This window comes from Rhodococcus sp. P4_F5 (assembly GCF_056401315.1).
In genome coordinates this window covers 92,718-108,878 of the sequence record NZ_JBFUJP010000004.1, presented here as the reverse complement: position 1 = coordinate 108,878, position 16,161 = coordinate 92,718, and the positions used below count along the sequence as shown (strand labels likewise).

General features: G+C 71.5%; 19 protein-coding genes. 7 read left to right on the top strand and 12 right to left on the bottom strand.

Translation table 11 applies throughout. The features are described from left to right. Positions 1-52 precede the first annotated feature (52 nt). Positions 53-814: a dienelactone hydrolase family protein gene (locus tag AC1DU4_RS04105; RefSeq protein WP_477837836.1), complete on the top strand. Its 762-nt coding sequence runs from the start codon at positions 53-55 to the stop codon at positions 812-814. A gap of 74 nt (positions 815-888) precedes the next feature. On the opposite strand, the gene AC1DU4_RS04100 is transcribed toward AC1DU4_RS04105, so the two are convergent. After that, positions 889-1,539: a phosphate signaling complex PhoU family protein gene (locus AC1DU4_RS04100; RefSeq protein ID WP_477837803.1), complete on the bottom strand. Its 651-nt coding sequence runs from the start codon at positions 1,537-1,539 to the stop codon at positions 889-891. Between the two features lie 28 nt (positions 1,540-1,567). Next, entirely contained in the window at positions 1,568-1,720 is a 153-nt protein-coding gene (locus tag AC1DU4_RS04095) for a hypothetical protein (protein ID WP_169888520.1), read from the bottom strand. Between the two features lie 300 nt (positions 1,721-2,020). On the opposite strand from AC1DU4_RS04095, the gene AC1DU4_RS04090 reads away from it, so the two are divergent. The 3 genes from AC1DU4_RS04090 to AC1DU4_RS04080 all read left to right on the top strand — a co-directional run bounded on the left by AC1DU4_RS04090 (position 2,021) and on the right by AC1DU4_RS04080 (position 4,071). Beyond that, positions 2,021-2,647 carry a DJ-1/PfpI family protein gene (locus AC1DU4_RS04090; protein ID WP_477837802.1) on the top strand — a complete coding sequence of 209 codons (627 nt, stop codon included), beginning with the start codon at positions 2,021-2,023 and terminating at the stop codon, positions 2,645-2,647. 50 nt (positions 2,648-2,697) lie between these two features. Beyond that, positions 2,698-3,105 carry a MarR family winged helix-turn-helix transcriptional regulator gene (locus AC1DU4_RS04085; protein WP_477837835.1) on the top strand — a complete coding sequence of 136 codons (408 nt, stop codon included), beginning with the start codon at positions 2,698-2,700 and terminating at the stop codon, positions 3,103-3,105. 156 nt (positions 3,106-3,261) lie between these two features. After that, on the top strand, positions 3,262-4,071 hold the full coding sequence (locus AC1DU4_RS04080; RefSeq protein WP_072847113.1) for a metal-dependent hydrolase: 810 nt from the start codon (positions 3,262-3,264) through the stop codon (positions 4,069-4,071). Positions 4,072-4,111: 40 nt separating this feature from the next. Here AC1DU4_RS04080 and AC1DU4_RS04075 read toward each other — a convergent pair whose 3' ends face one another. The 3 genes from AC1DU4_RS04075 to AC1DU4_RS04065 form a co-directional block, all read right to left on the bottom strand. Next, positions 4,112-4,408, bottom strand: coding sequence for a putative quinol monooxygenase (locus AC1DU4_RS04075; protein WP_477837801.1), 297 nt, complete (start codon positions 4,406-4,408; stop codon positions 4,112-4,114). Positions 4,409-4,547: 139 nt separating this feature from the next. Continuing rightward, positions 4,548-5,666: a lycopene cyclase family protein gene (locus tag AC1DU4_RS04070; protein WP_477837800.1), complete on the bottom strand. Its 1,119-nt coding sequence runs from the start codon at positions 5,664-5,666 to the stop codon at positions 4,548-4,550. 71 nt (positions 5,667-5,737) lie between these two features. Next, on the bottom strand, positions 5,738-6,508 hold the full coding sequence (locus AC1DU4_RS04065) for an SDR family oxidoreductase (RefSeq protein ID WP_477837799.1): 771 nt from the start codon (positions 6,506-6,508) through the stop codon (positions 5,738-5,740). Positions 6,509-6,580: 72 nt separating this feature from the next. Here AC1DU4_RS04065 and AC1DU4_RS04060 point away from each other — a divergent pair, with 72 nt between their 5' ends. Further along, positions 6,581-8,212, top strand: coding sequence for an ABC-F family ATP-binding cassette domain-containing protein (locus AC1DU4_RS04060; RefSeq protein WP_477837798.1), 1,632 nt, complete (start codon positions 6,581-6,583; stop codon positions 8,210-8,212). Positions 8,213-8,361: 149 nt separating this feature from the next. Here AC1DU4_RS04060 and AC1DU4_RS04055 read toward each other — a convergent pair whose 3' ends face one another. The 3 genes from AC1DU4_RS04055 to AC1DU4_RS04045 are packed head-to-tail and all read right to left on the bottom strand — an operon-like array spanning position 8,362 to position 10,705. Continuing rightward, the gene (locus AC1DU4_RS04055) at positions 8,362-8,619 is read right to left on the bottom strand and encodes a hypothetical protein (protein ID WP_477837797.1); all 258 of its coding nucleotides are present in this window, start codon (positions 8,617-8,619) and stop codon (positions 8,362-8,364) included. 17 nt (positions 8,620-8,636) lie between these two features. After that, the gene (locus tag AC1DU4_RS04050; RefSeq protein WP_477837796.1) at positions 8,637-10,316 is read right to left on the bottom strand and encodes an FAD-binding protein; all 1,680 of its coding nucleotides are present in this window, start codon (positions 10,314-10,316) and stop codon (positions 8,637-8,639) included. Between the two features lie 17 nt (positions 10,317-10,333). Further along, a complete protein-coding gene (locus AC1DU4_RS04045; RefSeq protein WP_072846481.1) occupies positions 10,334-10,705 on the bottom strand; it encodes a nuclear transport factor 2 family protein in 372 nt (123 codons plus the stop codon). Positions 10,706-10,844: 139 nt separating this feature from the next. Between AC1DU4_RS04045 and AC1DU4_RS04040 the strand changes: the two genes are divergently transcribed. Continuing rightward, complete coding sequence (locus tag AC1DU4_RS04040; protein WP_477837795.1) at positions 10,845-12,467, top strand: AMP-binding protein; 1,623 nt, start codon at positions 10,845-10,847, stop codon at positions 12,465-12,467. Positions 12,468-12,470: 3 nt separating this feature from the next. Here the strand turns inward: AC1DU4_RS04040 and AC1DU4_RS04035 are convergent, their stop codons facing one another. Together AC1DU4_RS04035 and AC1DU4_RS04030 are read right to left on the bottom strand one after the other, a co-directional pair. Continuing rightward, positions 12,471-12,851, bottom strand: a complete 381-nt coding sequence (locus AC1DU4_RS04035) for a helix-turn-helix domain-containing protein (protein ID WP_477837794.1) — start codon at positions 12,849-12,851, stop codon at positions 12,471-12,473. Positions 12,852-12,946: 95 nt separating this feature from the next. Then, on the bottom strand, positions 12,947-13,462 hold the full coding sequence (locus AC1DU4_RS04030) for a flavin reductase family protein (RefSeq protein ID WP_477837793.1): 516 nt from the start codon (positions 13,460-13,462) through the stop codon (positions 12,947-12,949). Positions 13,463-13,661: 199 nt separating this feature from the next. Here AC1DU4_RS04030 and AC1DU4_RS04025 point away from each other — a divergent pair, with 199 nt between their 5' ends. Beyond that, entirely contained in the window at positions 13,662-14,279 is a 618-nt protein-coding gene (locus tag AC1DU4_RS04025; protein WP_477837834.1) for a PadR family transcriptional regulator, read from the top strand. A 25-nt stretch (positions 14,280-14,304) separates the two neighbouring features. On the opposite strand, the gene AC1DU4_RS04020 is transcribed toward AC1DU4_RS04025, so the two are convergent. Next, positions 14,305-15,240, bottom strand: coding sequence for an alpha/beta hydrolase (locus AC1DU4_RS04020; RefSeq protein WP_477837792.1), 936 nt, complete (start codon positions 15,238-15,240; stop codon positions 14,305-14,307). Continuing rightward, positions 15,237-16,106, bottom strand: a complete 870-nt coding sequence (locus tag AC1DU4_RS04015; protein ID WP_072846487.1) for an IclR family transcriptional regulator — start codon at positions 16,104-16,106, stop codon at positions 15,237-15,239. Before AC1DU4_RS04015 ends, AC1DU4_RS04020 begins: the two co-directional genes overlap by 4 nt. Between the last annotated feature and the right edge of the window lie 55 nt (positions 16,107-16,161).

Genomic DNA, 16,161 nt, shown 5'->3' with positions numbered 1-16,161 from the left:
AGGTGTCGCCGGGAGCGCCTCGCCAACAAGGCAATCCCGAAAGGCAACACCCATGCATTTCACCTCTGAGACATCGTCGAACGGTGTCATCGAACGTAATTTCACCCTGGATGAGATCACCGGCGTGCTCTGGTCGCCCACCTCCGGAACAGTCGGAGCACCGCTGCTGCTGTCGGGGCATTCCGGCGGCATGCACAAGAAGGCGCCGGGGCTGGTAGCCAGTGCACTTCATGGCGTGGCCACCTATGGGTTCACCGTCGCCGCCATCGACGCGCCCGGTCATGGTGACCGGCCGCGAAACCCTCAGGATCAACGGTGGGCCGAGGCGATCCATCAGGCCCGGGCGGCGCGCGAGCCGATCGCCCCGATCGTCATCGACTACAACTGGTCGCTGGCGGAGCGTGCGGTGCCGGAATGGCAGGCGACCCTGGACGCCCTGCAGACGCTGCCCGAGATCGGCGCCGAAGCGCCGACCGGCTACGGCGGCGTGTCGTTGGGTGTCGTGACCGGGCTGATGCTGACGGCGGTCGAATCCCGGATCGCTGCCGTGAGCTTCGGTGGGGTTTTCGTGAACGACGCTCTGATCGAGGCGGCAGGAAAGCTCACCGTCCCGGTCGAGTACCGGATTCCGTGGGACGACGAGGAAATCGACCGCGCATCCGGGGTCGCGTTGTTCGAGGCCTTCGCTTCGAAGGAGAAGACATTGCACGCCTACTCGGGCAGGCACTACCCGGTGCCCGAGTACGAGCGCGACAGCTCGGCTCGGTTCTTCGCCCGCCACCTCGGTCGGGCCGCCGACACGGCTTCGGACTGACGTGAACAGGTATCGGTGTCCGGCCCCGTGCCGGACGCCGATACCGCCACTTCCACCTGCCGGTCCGTCCGCTGTCAGTCGACCGTGATCGGCCGGGCTCCGGTGGCGAGGAAGACGATCCGTTCGGCGACGTCGACGGTGTGCTGCGCGAACCGCTGGTAGAGGCCGGCGAGCAGTGCGAGGTCCACCGTGGCGGTGGCGCCCTGCCAGGACTCGCCGGCAACCGTCCCGGTCGACTGCGCGCGCAGTTCGTCCATCCTGTCGTTGTCACCGCGGGTCCGGGTGAGCAGCGACAGGTCCGGTTCGGTCAGGGCGTGGCGAACCCGGTCGGCCATGGCGCTCGAGAGCGCCCCCATCTCGGCGAAGTGGCTGCCCGTTTCGGGAGGGACGACGCGGTCGGGGAAACGTCGGCGGCCGGCGTCGGCCACCTGTCCGGCCAGCCCGCCCATTCCGGCCAGGTCGCCGCTGATCCGGATGGCGGAGACGAGCATTCGACGGTTGGCCGCCGCGGGCGCGTGCAGCGCGAGCATGGAATGCGCCCGGTCCTCGCAACCGCGGCGGAGCGCCCGGACCTGTGCGCCGAGGGCGACGGTCTGGTCGGCTGCGATCGGTGCCACCTCGAGCAGTGCCGTGGTGGCGTCGGCCATCGACCGGCCCGCGAGTCCGGCGAGCTCGCCGAGCATGACCGTCAGATCGGCGAGTTGACCGTGAAAACCGCTCCTCACGCGCGCTGCCCGGTCCCGGCCGTGGCGCTCACTGCGCCGGCCGGGTCCCGCTCCGTGCCTCGGGTCCGGTGTCCTCGCGGTCGAACATGGCCGCGATACGAAACTTGATCTCCGCGGTGCTGATCGCCGTGCCGGACGTTGTCGTTCGGACGGAGGCCGGCGCTGTCACGGATGTAGGCATTGTGACCTTCCTGTTCGGGCGAGAGGTTGTCGGTCCTGAGTGTGTCACGCCGTCACAGTCTGTTGTGAGCGGGATCACAAACTGTGTCGGCCGTACCGTTGTACACCATCTTGCATTGCTGATGCCAGTTTGATCCGCAGTGTGGGATGAGTGCGTGGCGGCGCCCTCGACCGATCCTGGGGGAGCGGCCATTTCGGGGCGGGCGAGTGTGCGTCCGGGGTGGGTTGCGATGTGCATTTCGGCCGTCGTCGGCCCGTCCGAACTCTTGACAGGTTCCTGTCGAAATGACAGCATGTTGTCATGACAACTCGTGAGGTTCTTGTAGCTGTGTACGACGGTCTCGCCGACTGGGAGATCGGATATGTCACCGCGGGCCTGAACAACCCGGCCTTCCAGCGCGCGCCGGGCACCTTCCGTGTCCGCACCGTCGCCGAGACGGCGGGCGAGGTGACCACCATGGGCGGCCTGCGGGTCACGCCCGAACTCACCCTCGACGAGGCCGACGTCCAGGGTGCCGCGCTGCTGGTGCTCCCCGGCGCCGACTCCTGGCTCGAGGGCGGCCATCCGGGATTCGCGGACGCCGCGACCGCGAGGCTCGCGGCCGGCGGCGCCGTCGCCGCGATCTGCGGTGCGACGGTGGGCCTGGCCGGCGCCGGCCTGCTCGACGACCGCGACCACACCGGAAACGCGCCCGAGCAGCTCGCGATGGCCGCCGGCTACGCCGGGCAGGGCCGCTTCCGACTCGACCGCGCGGTCCTCGACCGCGGCCTGGTCACGGCCGGTGGGGCAAGTCCGCTCGAGTTCGCGCGCGAGGTGTTCAGGGTGCTCGACGTCTACGAGCCCGACGTCCTCGAGGCCTGGTACCAGCTCTACGCCACCGGCGACCCGCAGTGGTTCGGCGCGCTCATGGCGGCGGTGGGGGAGTGAGCACCGCGCCGGCGCGCACGCCCGCCGGCGACGCGCTCACCGACATCATCATGCGGACGTTCGCGCTCAACGGGGCATTCCTGCGGGCGTCGGAGCACATCGCGCGGCCCGCGGGCCTGACGCCCACCCGGTGGCAGGTGCTCGGGGCGGTGCTCCACGAACCACTCACGGTGTCCGGGATCGCCCGGGCGATGGGGATCACGCGGCAGAGCGTCCAGCGCACCGCCGACCTGCTCGTCGAGGAGGGGCTGGCGGAGTACCTGCCCAACCCCGCGCACCAGCGCGCCAAGCTCGTCCGGCCCAGCGAGACGGGCTGGGCGGCGATCCGGGAGATGACCGCGGCGCAGCACGTATTCACCAACCGCGTCTCGGCGCACTTCGCCGAGGAGGAGCTGCGGCAGACACTCGAGGTGATGAACAGGCTTGTCGCGGTGCTGGACTCGGACGAACGGGCCTGACGCCGCGAACGTGCTTGGCGCAAACCGTCGTTCGACCGCATCCGAACGCATGTGCGTGCGGTGGTGTCGGTGCGGGTTGCTAGGTTGGGGTCCTCTCCGCGCGGCCCGCCCCGGGCGTGGTCCGCTGGTCGACTTCCCCGAAAGGCCTTCGCTTCTATGGTGATGGGTGCTACCCATGCAGTCTCCGGTGCCGTCCTCGGCCTTGCCGTCGCGCAGGTGCTGCCGCCCGACTGGGGTGGCCCGACGTCCACGGCCGAGGCCTTCACGTTCGCGGGGGTGTGCGCGGGGGCCGCGCTGCTGCCGGACCTCGACACCAACCAGTCGACGGTGGCCCGGTCGTTCGGCCCCGCCAGCAAGGCGCTCGCCGGGGGCATCGACGAGGCCTCGCTGTGGTTCTACCGGCTCACCCGCGGTCGCAAGGACCCCAAGCGCCGGGGCGGGCACCGAACGCTCACGCACACAGCGCTGTTCGCGATCAGCCTGGCATTCGGTGTCTCGGCCCTGGTCGTCAAGTTCGGCCAGCCGGCCATCGTCGGGACCCTGTTCGTCACCCTCGGGCTGGCCCTGCGCGGGCTCGCCGGCGGCTGGGCGGCGAAGTACGGCTGGCTGGCGGTCACCGCGGTCGCGGCCGGACTGTCGATGCTGGTCTGGAACTGGTACCCCGACGAGGTCGGGTCCCGGGCGCTCGGCGTCGCGGTGGGCCTCGGCTGCGCGGTGCACTGCCTCGGCGACGCCATCACGAAGGAGGGCGTGCCGTTCCTGGCGCCGTTCGTGCCGTGGCGCGGCCGGCGCTGGTGGGAACTGCGGCTGCCGTCGATGCTCTCCATCCGGGCGGGTGGCACCTTCGAGCGTGCGGTGCTCGGCCCGGTGCTCACCCTGGCCGCGGTGGGCCTGGTGCTGTGGGCACTCCAGGGCGTCCCGGAGGCCCTCACCGATGCGCTGGGGGAGATCCGCGGCAAGAGCTGAAAGGCACTCCGGCGTCGATGACGGCGGTGGCGGCTCGGGCTCAGAGTTTGTCGGCGAGGACGTCGAGGTAGCTGATCTCCGGTGGCGTGGAGAAGAGTTCGTCGGCGCGAGCGCCGAGCGCCTGCGCGACCGGCCCTTCCAGATGTGCCTCGCGGGCGGACTCGTCCGGGAATGCGTCGATGATGCCGAACGACGACGGCCCGAACCGGACGGCGAGCCAGGGATTCGTGCCGGGCTCCTGCTCGACGAGCGGCAGGGCCGACAGCAGGAACTCCTCGACCGCGCCTTCCTTGCCGGGCCTGGCCTCTAGTCGAACCAGCAACGCCTTGGTGGCCATGGGGTGATCCCCTCTTCGGTGGAGTGGGCAGGCTCCAGCATCACACCTTCGGAAGGTCGAGGGAAGAAGTCGTCGGAGTCCGCGCGGGGTGGTTGGGGCCGGCAGCCGAGGGTCCCGCGACGCTCAGTCCCGTCGCACCTCAGTCCTTCCGCACCGACCGGACCAGGGTCCGCCGGACCGGCCGCGGCGCCCGCCGGAACAGCGCCCACATGGCGCCGGCCACCGCCAGCGGGTCGTCGCGCCCGGACAGGTAGGCGTGCTGGCGGCCCGGGTCCAGGGCGAAGAACGCCTCGAAGAACCCGGCGGTCGCCTCCGGCTCGAGCCGCAGCAGCGACCGCAGTCCCACCTCGCGCAGCGCCCGGACGGCGCGGGCGCGGGCCGGCCACAGCGCCGCGTCGGGGTCCCGGCCCTCGGCGACGGCCCGCGCGACCACGTCGGCGGCGCCCAACGACGCCGCCACGCTGTACCCCGTTCCGGGATGGACCAGCCCGCCGCGGGCGCCGAAACCGGGCGCTCCCTGTCCCGGCCGCCCGGGCCGCGGCGCCTGCACCGGGAACCGCACCCGCTCCTGCACGGCATCGACGGGCGGCTCGACGCCCCGCGACCGCAGCCTCGTCTCGAGGCGGCCGCGCAACACCCCGAGCGAGAGGCCGGGTCGGCCCACCAGGCACGTCTCCTCGAGCAGTACCCGGTCGGTGCCCAGCGGCACCGCGTAGAGGAACGACGGCGGGGCGTCCGCCGCGGCGCCGTTGTCCGGTCGCCAGTCCATGAACCAGGCGGGTCCGCCGCCGAGGGCGGGCGCCGCCGCGGCGGCGTCCACGACCACCCCGTACGCGGTCTGCTCGGCGAGCGCGGCGCCGGGGTGCAGGCCGCGGGCGTCGAGCACCCGGGTGGCCCGGACCTCGGTGCCGTCACGCAGCGTCACCGCGTGCGCGGTCACGGTCGCCGCCGTGCCCGCGAGTACCCGCGTCCCGCCGAGGTCCAGGGCGTCGCGCAGGGCCTCGTTGTCGAGCACGCAGTAGGGCCGGTCGAGGGTGTGTTCCCGTCTCGCCCACACCCGTGGCCGGTCCACCCGGGCCCGGACCACGCTCGGCCCCAGCCATGCAGGCAGTTCGTCGAGCCACGCGGCGTAGGTGGGCGTCCAGGGCCGGGCCGGACGGGGGTCGACCGCGACCACGTCCAGCCCGGCGGCGGCGGCCCGGTGCGCGAGGGCGCGCCCGGCCGGCCCGAGTCCGACCACCGCGAGGTCGGCCCGCATCAGCGGCCGCCCGCGGCGTCGTCCGGCTGGCCGTCGAGGCCGCGGACCGGGATTTGGCGCATGGCCGTGTCCTACAGCGAGCCCGTCGCCAGCAGTCCGCCGTCCACCCGGATCGTGTCGCCGGTGATCCAGGCCGCCGCGTCGGAGACCAGGAACGCGACCAGGCCGGCCACGTCCTCGGGCGTGCCGAGCCGCTTCATCGGGTACATCGCCGCCGTCTGCTCCTCGCCGCCGGCGACGAGCGCCTCCGCGAACTTGGTCTTGACCACACCGGGGGCGACGGCGTTGACCCGGATCGACGGGCCCAGCTGCCAGGCCAGTTCCTCGGTGAGCCGGATGAGGGCCGCCTTCGAGGCGCCGTACGCGGCGATGGCGCCGGTCGAGCGCAGGCCCGCGACGCTGGCGAGGTTCACCACCGCGCCGCCGTGCTCGCCCATCCACGCCTTGTGCGCCTGCTGGATGTAGCCCAGGGCGGCCACCACGTTGACGTCGAAGATCTTGCGGACCGCGTCGAGGTCCGCCTCCATCAGCGACCCGAAGACCGGGTTGATGCCGGTGTTGTTGACCAGGATGTCCAGGGAGCCGAGTTCGGCGACCGTGCGGGTGACGGCCTCGGCGCGGGCGTCGGCGTCACCGGCGTTCCCGGCGATGGGCAGCACCGCGGCGCCCTCGCGGCCGGCCCGCAGCTCGCGGGCGGCCTCCTCGAGCGGCTCGGGCTTGCGCGCGGTGATCGCCACCTTCGCGCCGCGGGCGAGAAACTCGGCCGCGATGGCCATGCCGATGCCGCGGCTCGCGCCCGTCACCAGCGCAGTACGTCCTGCCAGATCCTGGATTTCGCTCATGTCACCGCACGTTAGCGGACTCACTTCGGCGGTGGCGGGAGGCGGTCGTAAACTCCGGTAAACTCGGCAGGCGTGATTACCGCCACCGACCTCGAAGTTCGTGCCGGTGTGCGGACCCTCCTCTCCGCGCCCGGCCCCGCCCTGCGCGTCCAGTCCGGCGACCGCATCGGTCTCGTCGGCCGCAACGGCGCCGGAAAGACCACCACCCTGCGCATCCTCGCCGGCGAGGGCGAGCCCTACGCGGGTGAGGTCATCCGCACCGGAGACCTCGGCTACCTGCCGCAGGACCCCAAGGAGGGCGACCTCGACGTGCTCGCCAAGGACCGGGTGCTCTCSGCCCGCGGCCTCGACGCGTTGCTCCGGGACATGGACAAGCAGCAGATCCTGATGGCCGAGCTCGTCGACCCGGCCGAGCTGGACAAGGCCGTCCGCAGGTACGGGCAGCTCGAGGACCGGTTCTCGTCCCTCGGCGGCTACGTCGCGGAGAGCGAGGCGGCCCGGATCTGCAACAGCCTCGGGCTGGCCGACCGCATCCTCGGGCAGCCGCTGCGCACCCTGTCCGGCGGTCAGCGCCGCCGGGTGGAGCTGGCCCGCATCCTGTTCGCGGCGTCGGACGGCAGCGGCGGCCGCTCGGACACCATCCTGCTGCTCGACGAGCCCACCAACCACCTCGACGCCGACTCGATCACCTGGCTGCGCGGGTTCCTGCAGAACCACGACGGCGGACTCATCGTGATCAGCCACGACGTGGAGCTGCTCGGCGACGTGGTCAACCGGGTGTGGTTCCTCGACGCCGTGCGCGCCGAGGCCGACGTCTACAACATGGGCTGGCAGAAGTACCTCGACGCCCGCGCCACCGACGAGCAGCGTCGCCGCCGCGAGCGCGCCAACGCCGAGAAGAAGGCCGGCGCGCTGCGCGTGCAGGCCGCCAAGCTCGGCGCCAAGGCCACCAAGGCGACCGCCGCCCAGAACATGGCCAAGCGCGCGGACAAGCTGATGGCCGCCCTCGACGACGTCCGGGTCTCCGACAAGGTCGCGCACATCCGTTTCCCGGAGCCCGCCACCTGCGGCAAGACGCCGCTGATGGCCGAGAACCTCACCAAGATGTACGGGTCGCTGGAGATCTTCGCCGGCGTCGACCTGGCCATCGACCGCGGCAGCCGGGTGGTGGTGCTCGGGCTCAACGGCGCCGGCAAGACCACGCTGCTGCGCATCCTGGCCGGCACGGAGAAGCCGAACACCGGCCAGCTGGTGCCCGGGCACGGGCTCAAGATCGGCTACTTCGCGCAGGAGCACGACACCCTCGACGACGACGCGTCGGTGTGGGAGAACATCCGGCACGCCGCGCCCGACACGGGGGAGCAGGAGCTGCGGTCGCTGCTCGGCGCGTTCATGTTCACCGGGCCGCAGCTCGAGCAGCCGGCCGGCACCCTGTCCGGCGGTGAGAAGACCCGTCTGGCGCTGGCCGGGCTGGTGTCGTCGGCGGCGAACGTGCTGCTGCTCGACGAGCCGACGAACAACCTGGACCCGATCTCGCGCGAGCAGGTGCTCGACGCGCTGCGCAGCTACAAGGGCGCGGTGGTGCTGGTCACGCACGACCCGGGTGCGGCGGAGGCGTTGAACCCGGAGCGGGTCATCCTGCTGCCCGACGGCCAGGAGGACCACTGGTCGCAGGAGTACCTGGAGCTCATCCAGCTCGCCTGAGCGCAAGGGCCGACAACTGTCTCCCGGCGCCTGGGAGGCGGGGGATTCGGCGAGATGTATCAGACCGTGACGGCCGCCTCGACGGGCTGGTGCTCCCAGACGACGAAGGCCCCGCCTCATCGGCGGAGCCTTCGTCGTTCGACCGAGGACTACAACAGTCGACCGGGTACCGGATAGCTGCGGGGTGAATCGGTCTCGAGCACGCCCTTGCGAGCCGCCTCCTCGATCGAGTCCCGCAACGACGGGCAGGTCCGAACCCAGTTGCTGTGCACGCCTTCCGCGGCCTGCCGAGCGAAGTCCGGACAGGACTTCTCCGCGTCCGTCAGCCACTGGACACTGGTGTGTGTCGGGCTGTACTTCTCCACCAGCACCCGGTTACCGCAACTGGTGCAGCTCAGTTCCTGCATGTCGTTTCCTCGTATCCCTAGTCGTCCGCGGACTTTTCGGACGCGGCGCAGTGCCGGGCCCCGACGTAGCCGAACACCATCGCGGGGCCGATGGTGGCGCCGGCGCCCGCGTAGTCGTTGCCCATCACGGCGGCCGAGGTGTTGCCGGTCGCGTAGAGCCCGCCGATCACCGAACCGTCCGCGCGCAGCACCTGAGCGTGCTCGTTGTAGACCAGTCCGCCCTTGGTACCCAGGTCGCCCGCCTGCATCCGGACCGCGTAGTAGGGCGCCTGGTCGAGCACGTCCATGGTCGGGGCCGGCAGGGTCGGGTCGCCGTAGTAGTTGTCGTACGCGCTCTCGCCGCGACCGAAGTCCTCGTCCTTGCCGTCCCGCGCAAAACCGTTGAACCGCTGGACCGTCTCGGCCAGCTGCGCCGACGGCAGGCCGATCGCCGAGGCTAGTTCGCCGAGGGTGTCGGCCTGGTGCATCAGCCCCGTCGCGAACCACGACTTCGGGAACTTCTGGCCGGGCATGACGCCGCCGAACTGGTAGCGGTTCTTGGCCTTGCCGTCGAAGATGAACCAGATCGGCTCGTGCCGTCCGGCGATCTGCTCGTGCACGAAGGTCACGTACGGCGCGGCCTCGTTGGTGAACCGGCGGCCCGACTGGTCGACGATGATCGACCGCGGGATGGACCGCTCCGAGACCAGCACGTGCATGATGCCGTCGGGCCGCTGGAACGACGGCATCCACCAGGCGTCGTCCATCAGATCCAGTGCGGCACCGGCCTGTTCGCCCGCAACGATGCCGTCACCGGTGTTGTCCACCGAGCCCGCGCTGTAGTTCTCCTTGCCGCCCTCGCGCAGGTACTGCTTGCGCATCTGCTCGCCCTGCTCGAACCCGCCGCTGGCCAGCAGCACGCCCTTGCGGGTACGGATCCGGACCGGGACGCCGCCGCGCTCGGCCACCACGCCGACCACCGCGCCGGAGTCGTCGGTGACCAGGGACTGCATCGGGGTGCCCAACCACAGCGGGACGCCGGCCTCCTTGACCGCCAGCCGCAGCCGGCCGATCAGCGCCTGCCCGAGGGTCTCCATGTGCCGACGCAGGATCAGGCTCTTGACCGCGCGCCAGCCGGTACCGAGCGCCGCACGGCGGCCGGCCCAGGTGCGCATCACCATGTTGAGCTTCGCGAACTCCTTGGAGGTGATGTACAGCCCCGCCGGTGTCGCCAGCGCACCCGGACGCAGCAGCTTCTCGTCCTCGCCGAGCTCCTTGAGGTCGAACGGCAGCGGCTCGATCGTGCGGCCGGCGGCGCGGCCGCCGGGCTGCTCCGGGTGGTAGTCCGAGTACCCGGTGCACCACTGGAAACGCAGGTGCCTGCTGGTGTTCTCGAGAAACTCCATGGTCTGCGGGCCGTTGTCGATGAACGCGTCGAGGTTCGCCGAGGGCACGGTGTCGCCGACCACGGCGTCGAGGTAGCGGCGCACGTCCTCGCGGGAGTCGGCCAGCCCCTCGCGGGTGAGCGTCGGGTTGTTCGGGATCCAGATGTTGCCGCCGGACAGGGCGGTGGTGCCGCCGTAGACGGTGGCCTTCTCGATGATCAACGTGTCGAGTCCGCGATCGGCGCCGGCCAGGGCGCCGGTGAGACCGCCACAACCGCTGCCGACGACGAGAAAGTCGACCTCGTGGTCCCAGTTCTGTTCGCTTGCAGTCATGTTCGTTCTCTCTCGGGTCAGACGATCGTCATGTCGTCCGGCGACCAGATCGCGCGCATGCTCGTGATGCGGGCCTGGTCGTCGAACGTCATGACGTCGATCGGTTCGATCGTGATGGTCTGCTCCCCGGCGACGGTGACCACCCTGAAGTGGAACGCCGCGGTGTTGCCCGAGACCCGGACGGTGAGCAGCTCGGTGGTGTTCTGCACCGCGTCGAGCGCGGCGTAGAACTTCTCGATGGCCTCGCGGCCGACCTTGGGCTCGGTGCCCACGGGGTCCTCGAGCGTCGCGTCGTCCGCGTACAGGGCGGCGACATCGGCGGAGGTGCCGCCGCCCACCGCATCGAGGTACTTCGACACGGTGGCGCGAATGTCGTCTGCTGAGGCCATGATCTCTCCCGGGCTGTGTGGCTGTGATGAACTGTGACGGTAGACACTCAGGCCCCTGCGCGGTGCCCCCGCTTCCCGCCCAGCGGGAGCAATCCGAGGGGGTGCCGCCGATCTCCGAACTCGGGTACCTTCCAGATTCATGGAGGTCGGCGAGCTCACAACGGGCTCCGTGTGGACGGTGCTGGTGCAGGCCGCACGACGGCATGCCGACCGCGAGGCCGTCGTGGACGGACGGGAGAGGCTGACCTACGAGGGCCTCACGGCAGCCGCATTCCAGGTCGGCACGGCAATGACCGCCGCGGGCGTCCGGCGCGGCGACCGGGTGGCGCTGTGGGCGCCGAACTCCGTCCGCTGGGGCGTCGTCGCGCTGGGTGCGCACTCGATCGGCGCGGTGGTGGTGCCGATCAACACCCGGGCCCGCGGCGGCGAGGCCGCCCGACTGCTCCGCCGCACCGACGCCCGGCTGCTGTTCGTCGCGGACGACTTCCTCGGCACCGGGTACTCGGCGATGCTCCGGGCGGCGGCCGGCGGCACCGGCACCGACGGCCCGGTGCGCGACCTGCCCGGGCTGCGCCAGATCGTCGACTTCTTCAACGAACCCGACGCCCACCTGACCAGTTGGGCGCAGTTCCTCGCGGCCGCCGCGGCGCCGCGCCGGGTGGACCTGAGGCCCGGCGACGGCGGTACACCCGGCCCTGACGACATCGCGTACGTCATGTCCACCTCCGGGTCCACCGGGGACGCCAAGGGCGTGGTGGTGCGGCACGGGCAGTTGCTGCGGGTGTACCACGACCTCGCGCGGCGCCTCGGCATCGGCAGCGGCGACCGGATCCTCGGCGTGACCCCGCTCTCGCACTCGATGGGCCTGAACGCGGGACTGCTGGCCACGCTGCTCTCCGGCGGCTGCTACGTCGCGGTCGACGTCTTCGATCCGGTGACCACGCTGAACCGGATCGGCCAGGAGTCGATCACCGTGCTCTCCGGGCCGCCGACCCTGTTCACCGACCTGATGGGCGCGCTACAGAGCGCCGGCGCCGGCGCCTACCGGCCGCCGCGGCTCGCCGTCACCGGTGCCACCACGGTCACCGCGGCACTGCTGGACCGGATCCGCGACGTGCTCGGGATCGAGCTGATCGTGACGGGCTACGGGTTGACGGAGACCACCGGCACCGTCAGCGCGCGGTACCCGTCGAGCGACACCAGCGCCGCCGCGCTCGGCGCGCCGCCGCTGCCCGGCGTCGAGCTGCGGGTGGTCGACGCCACCGGCCGGCCCCTCGACACGGGCACGGCGGGGGAGGTGCTGGTACGCGGGTTCAACGTGACCAGCGGCTACTACGAGGACCCGGACGCCACCGCGGCGGCGATCGACCCAGACGGCTGGCTGCACACCGGCGACGTCGGGGTGCTGGACGCCGCGGGGGAGCTGCGGATCGTCGACCGCCTGGGCGACACCTTCATCGTCGGCGGCTTCAACGTCTACCCCTCGGAGGTCGAGCAGGTGCTGAGCCGGGCGCCCGCGGTCGCGGAGGTCGCGGTGGTGGGGGTGCCGGACGAACGGCTGGGCGAACGCGGCGTCGCCTACGTGGTGCCGGTGCCCGGGCAGACCGTGTCCGTGCGGGACCTGCTGGACCGCTGCCGGGCCGAGCTGGCCGGCTACAAGGTGCCCGCGGCGGTGATCACGCTGGCGGAGCTGCCGCGGCTGGCGTCGGGCAAGCCGTCGCGCCGGGCGCTGCGGGAACTGGCGGACAGACGCGCCCGCTGACGCCTACTTGGTGCGCGGAAACCGTGCCCGGTACGCCATCACGTCGGCGAGCCGGAAGCGCCGGTGGGTCCCGCGGAGTTCGATCGGCAGTTCCTTCGCGTCGGCGAGCCGCCGCACGTAGGTGTCGGAGACGCCGAGGACCTCGGCCGCCTGCGAGGTGGTGAGCAGGTCGGCGACCGGTCCGAGGCCGACGCCCTCGCCGGCACCCAGGTGCGTGAGCAGCTGCAGGACGGCCTCGCGCACGGACGCGGGGACCGGGACGGCGACGCCGTCGACGACCACCTCCGACTCCGCGGGCGCCGCGTCGGGCAGCGTCTCGAGGGCCGCCCGGATCCGGGCCGCAGCGGCGGCATCGAGCGCGGGCACGATGTGGTCGATGCTCATTCGAACGTCCCTGTCGTCAGTGGTGGAGACCGGAAGGCGGGGCGACCGGCGGCCGCCCCGCCTGACACGATCTCACGCAGGCACGTTCCGGCGGATCAGACCGCGAAGCCGCCGAAGCCGCCCTTGAAGAACAACAGGGGGCTGCCGTCCGCGTCCGCGGTGAGGCCGGTGATGCGGGCCAGCACGATGGTGTGGTCGCCCGCGTCGTGCTCGAGCTCGACGGTCGCCTCGATCCGGGCCAGCGCACCGGCCAGCGCGGGGGCGCCGTTGTCGGCCGGGGCCCAGTCGACCTGGGCGAACTTGTCGCCGCCGCTGACCGCGAAGGTCGAGCAGACGTCCTTCTGGTCGGCGGCCAGGATGTTGATGCACAGCTTGCCGGCCTCGCGCAGCAGCGGCCAGCTGGTGGAGGTCTTGGCGGGGCAGAACGAGATGTACGGCGGCTCCAGGGACACCGACACCACCGACTGGCAGGCGAAGCCGAGCGGCCGGTCGCCGTCGTGGGCCGCGATGACCGCGACGCCCGTGCAGAAGTGCCCCATCACCTTCCTCAGAGTGGCGGCATCGGGGGCCGAAAGGGCGGTCTCGTCGACGACGGTGATCTCTGCGCTCATGGGTGTCTCCTCCTGACAGAATGTGCACGACCAGAATCGGGTGCTGCAGCGGAACGCACCATCCGGTGTCCCGGTCAGTGGTCTCACGACCTGCTGCGACGCGAATACCGATTGATAGCATTGGCCGGTGCCATCGACCGAATCGGCCCCCGAGTCGGATCTACCCAACCTCCCCGCGACGAGCTGGGCCGTACTCGGCATGCTCGCGTTCGACGAGGAACTCTCCGGCTACGACCTGAAGAAGTGGGCCGACTGGTCCATCAAGTTCTTCTACTGGAGCCCGTCCTTCAGCCAGGTGTACACCGAGCTGAAGAAGCTCGAGACGCACGGGTTCGTCACCTCCCGGGTCCAGCACGACAACGGCGTGCGCGGCCGGCGGCTGTACAAGATCACCGAATCGGGCACCGAGGCGGTGCGCCGGTGGTCCAACGAGGCGCCGATCGACCCGCCGATCCTCAAACACGGTGTGATGCTCCGCATCTGGCTCGGACACCTCAACGAGCCGGCCCGGCTCAAGGAAATCCTGCGCGAGCACATCGAGTACGTGAAGAAGATGGAACGCCGCGCGGCCGCCGACGCCCTGGGCGCGGACAAGGAACCCGCGTGGGCGTACTCGCAGATCGTGCTGCGGTGGTCGGAGCGCTACTACGCCGCGGAACGGGAGCTGGCCGAGCAGCTGATCGCCGACATCGACAAGGCCGACGCCGTCCTCGCCCAGGTGAAGGACGGGGACGACGCCGGCTTCCCGAAGCCGGCCCCCGGCGTCTGGCGGCAGGTCGCCCAGGAGACCGAGGAGGAGAACCCCGACCTGGATTGACGGCGACCCGCCGACCGGACCGCCGTCAGCGTTCGACGCCGCCGAGCAGCTCGGACAGGTCCGCCCACAGCTGCTTCTGCGCGCGCCGGGCGATCGTGAGCGCACCGATCGTGGCGAACCCGTGGATGGCCCCGTCGTAGCACCGATGGGTCACCGGAACACCTTCCGCGGCAAGCGCTTCCGCATAGGCGTCGCCCTCCGAGCAGAGCGGGTCGAAGCCCGCGGTCAGCACCACGGCCGGCGCCAGGCCGGCCAGCTGCGCCCGGATCGGTGAGGCGTACGGGTGCTCCCGGTCGGCGACCGGCACGTACTGGTCCCAGTACCACTGCATCGCGGCGCGGGTGTTGAAGTAGCCCTCGCCGTAGGCCCGGTACGACTCGGTCTCGAAGTCCGCGGCGATCACCGGGTACAGCAGCGCCTGCGCCGCCAGCGCCGGACCGCCGCGGTCACGGGTGAGCAGTGCGGTCACCGCGGCGAGGTTGCCGCCCGCACTGTCGCCGGCCACCGCGATCCGGTCGGGATCGACGCCGAGCTCCACGGCCCCGCGGTGTACCCAGTCGAGCACCGCGTAGACGTCCTCGGCCGCCGCGGGCCACGGGGCCTCCGGCGCCAGCCGGTAGTCCACCGAGACCACCACCGCGCCGGTGCCGTTGGACATCGCACGGCAGAAGCCGTCGTGGGTGTCGAGGTCACAGAACACGAACCCGCCACCGTGCGCGAACACCACCGCCGGAAGTGCGGCGTCGGAAGTGCCTGCGGGGCGGTAGATCCGGACCGGAATCACGCCGGCGGGGCCGGGCACGGCTGCCTCGACGAGACCGCCGACGGGCTCCGGTTCGGCAGGCAACTGGAGTCGCGCCCGGACGGCGGCCCGGGCCTGTGCCCCGGTCATGGTCTCGACCTTCGGGAATCCGGTGTTCAGCGCGCCGAGCAGCGCCGCCACCTCCGCATCGAGACTCATGCGTACTGCAGGTCCTGCGTCGGCGCGATCGCGGCGGGCCGGGTGCGGACGGCGGACGGGCCGCCGAGCAGCGGCCGGGACTGCTGCTGCAGGGTGGGCTGCACCCGCACCGGGCCGCCCTCGATGTTGCGCCAGATCCCCATCGCGGCCATCCGCACGGGGGCGGCGAGCCGGTGGTCGAGCCGCATCGCGGTGACGGGTCCGCAGATCGAGACCGCCGCGATCGCCTCGCCGATGTTGCCGATCGGCGCCGCCACACAGCTGAAGCCCGGCACCGACTCCTCCCGCTCGTAGGCGATGCCGTGGGCGCGGACCTTCTCGAGTTCGGTGCGCAGCTGGGCGCCGGTGGAGATGGAGTACTTGGTCTTGCGGGCCAGCAGGTCGGCGTCCACCGCGGCCAGCTCGGCATCGGTGGCGAACCCGAGCAGCGCCTTGCCGACGGCGGTGCAGTGCGCGGGGTAGCGGCCGCCGACCCGAGTCGGGATGGCCGCCGCCATCCGGCCGCCGATCTTCTCGAGGTAGACCACGTCGGACCCGTCGAGGATGGCCAGGTGCACCACCTGACCGGTCACCCGGTGCAGCTCGTGCAGGAAGGGCAGCGCCGCGCGGTGCATCCGGTCCTGGTGCACGGCCAGCGAACCCAACTCCACCAGCCGCATGCCCAGCTCGTAGTCACGGCCCTGACGACGCAGCCACCGCATCTGCACCAGGCGCTCGAGCATCCGGTGAGCGGAGGACCGCGGCAGCCCGGTGCGGCGGACGATCTGCGCGAGCGTCAGCCGGCCCGGACCGTCGAAGGCGTCCAGCACCAGCGAGACGCGATCAAGGACGGCGCTCGGGGTACTGGTCTCGACCTGTGTGGTCATGTGGGTCCTCCAGGTTCGCACGGTGATCGGCAGGGGGTCCGACCATGGTGTTTCG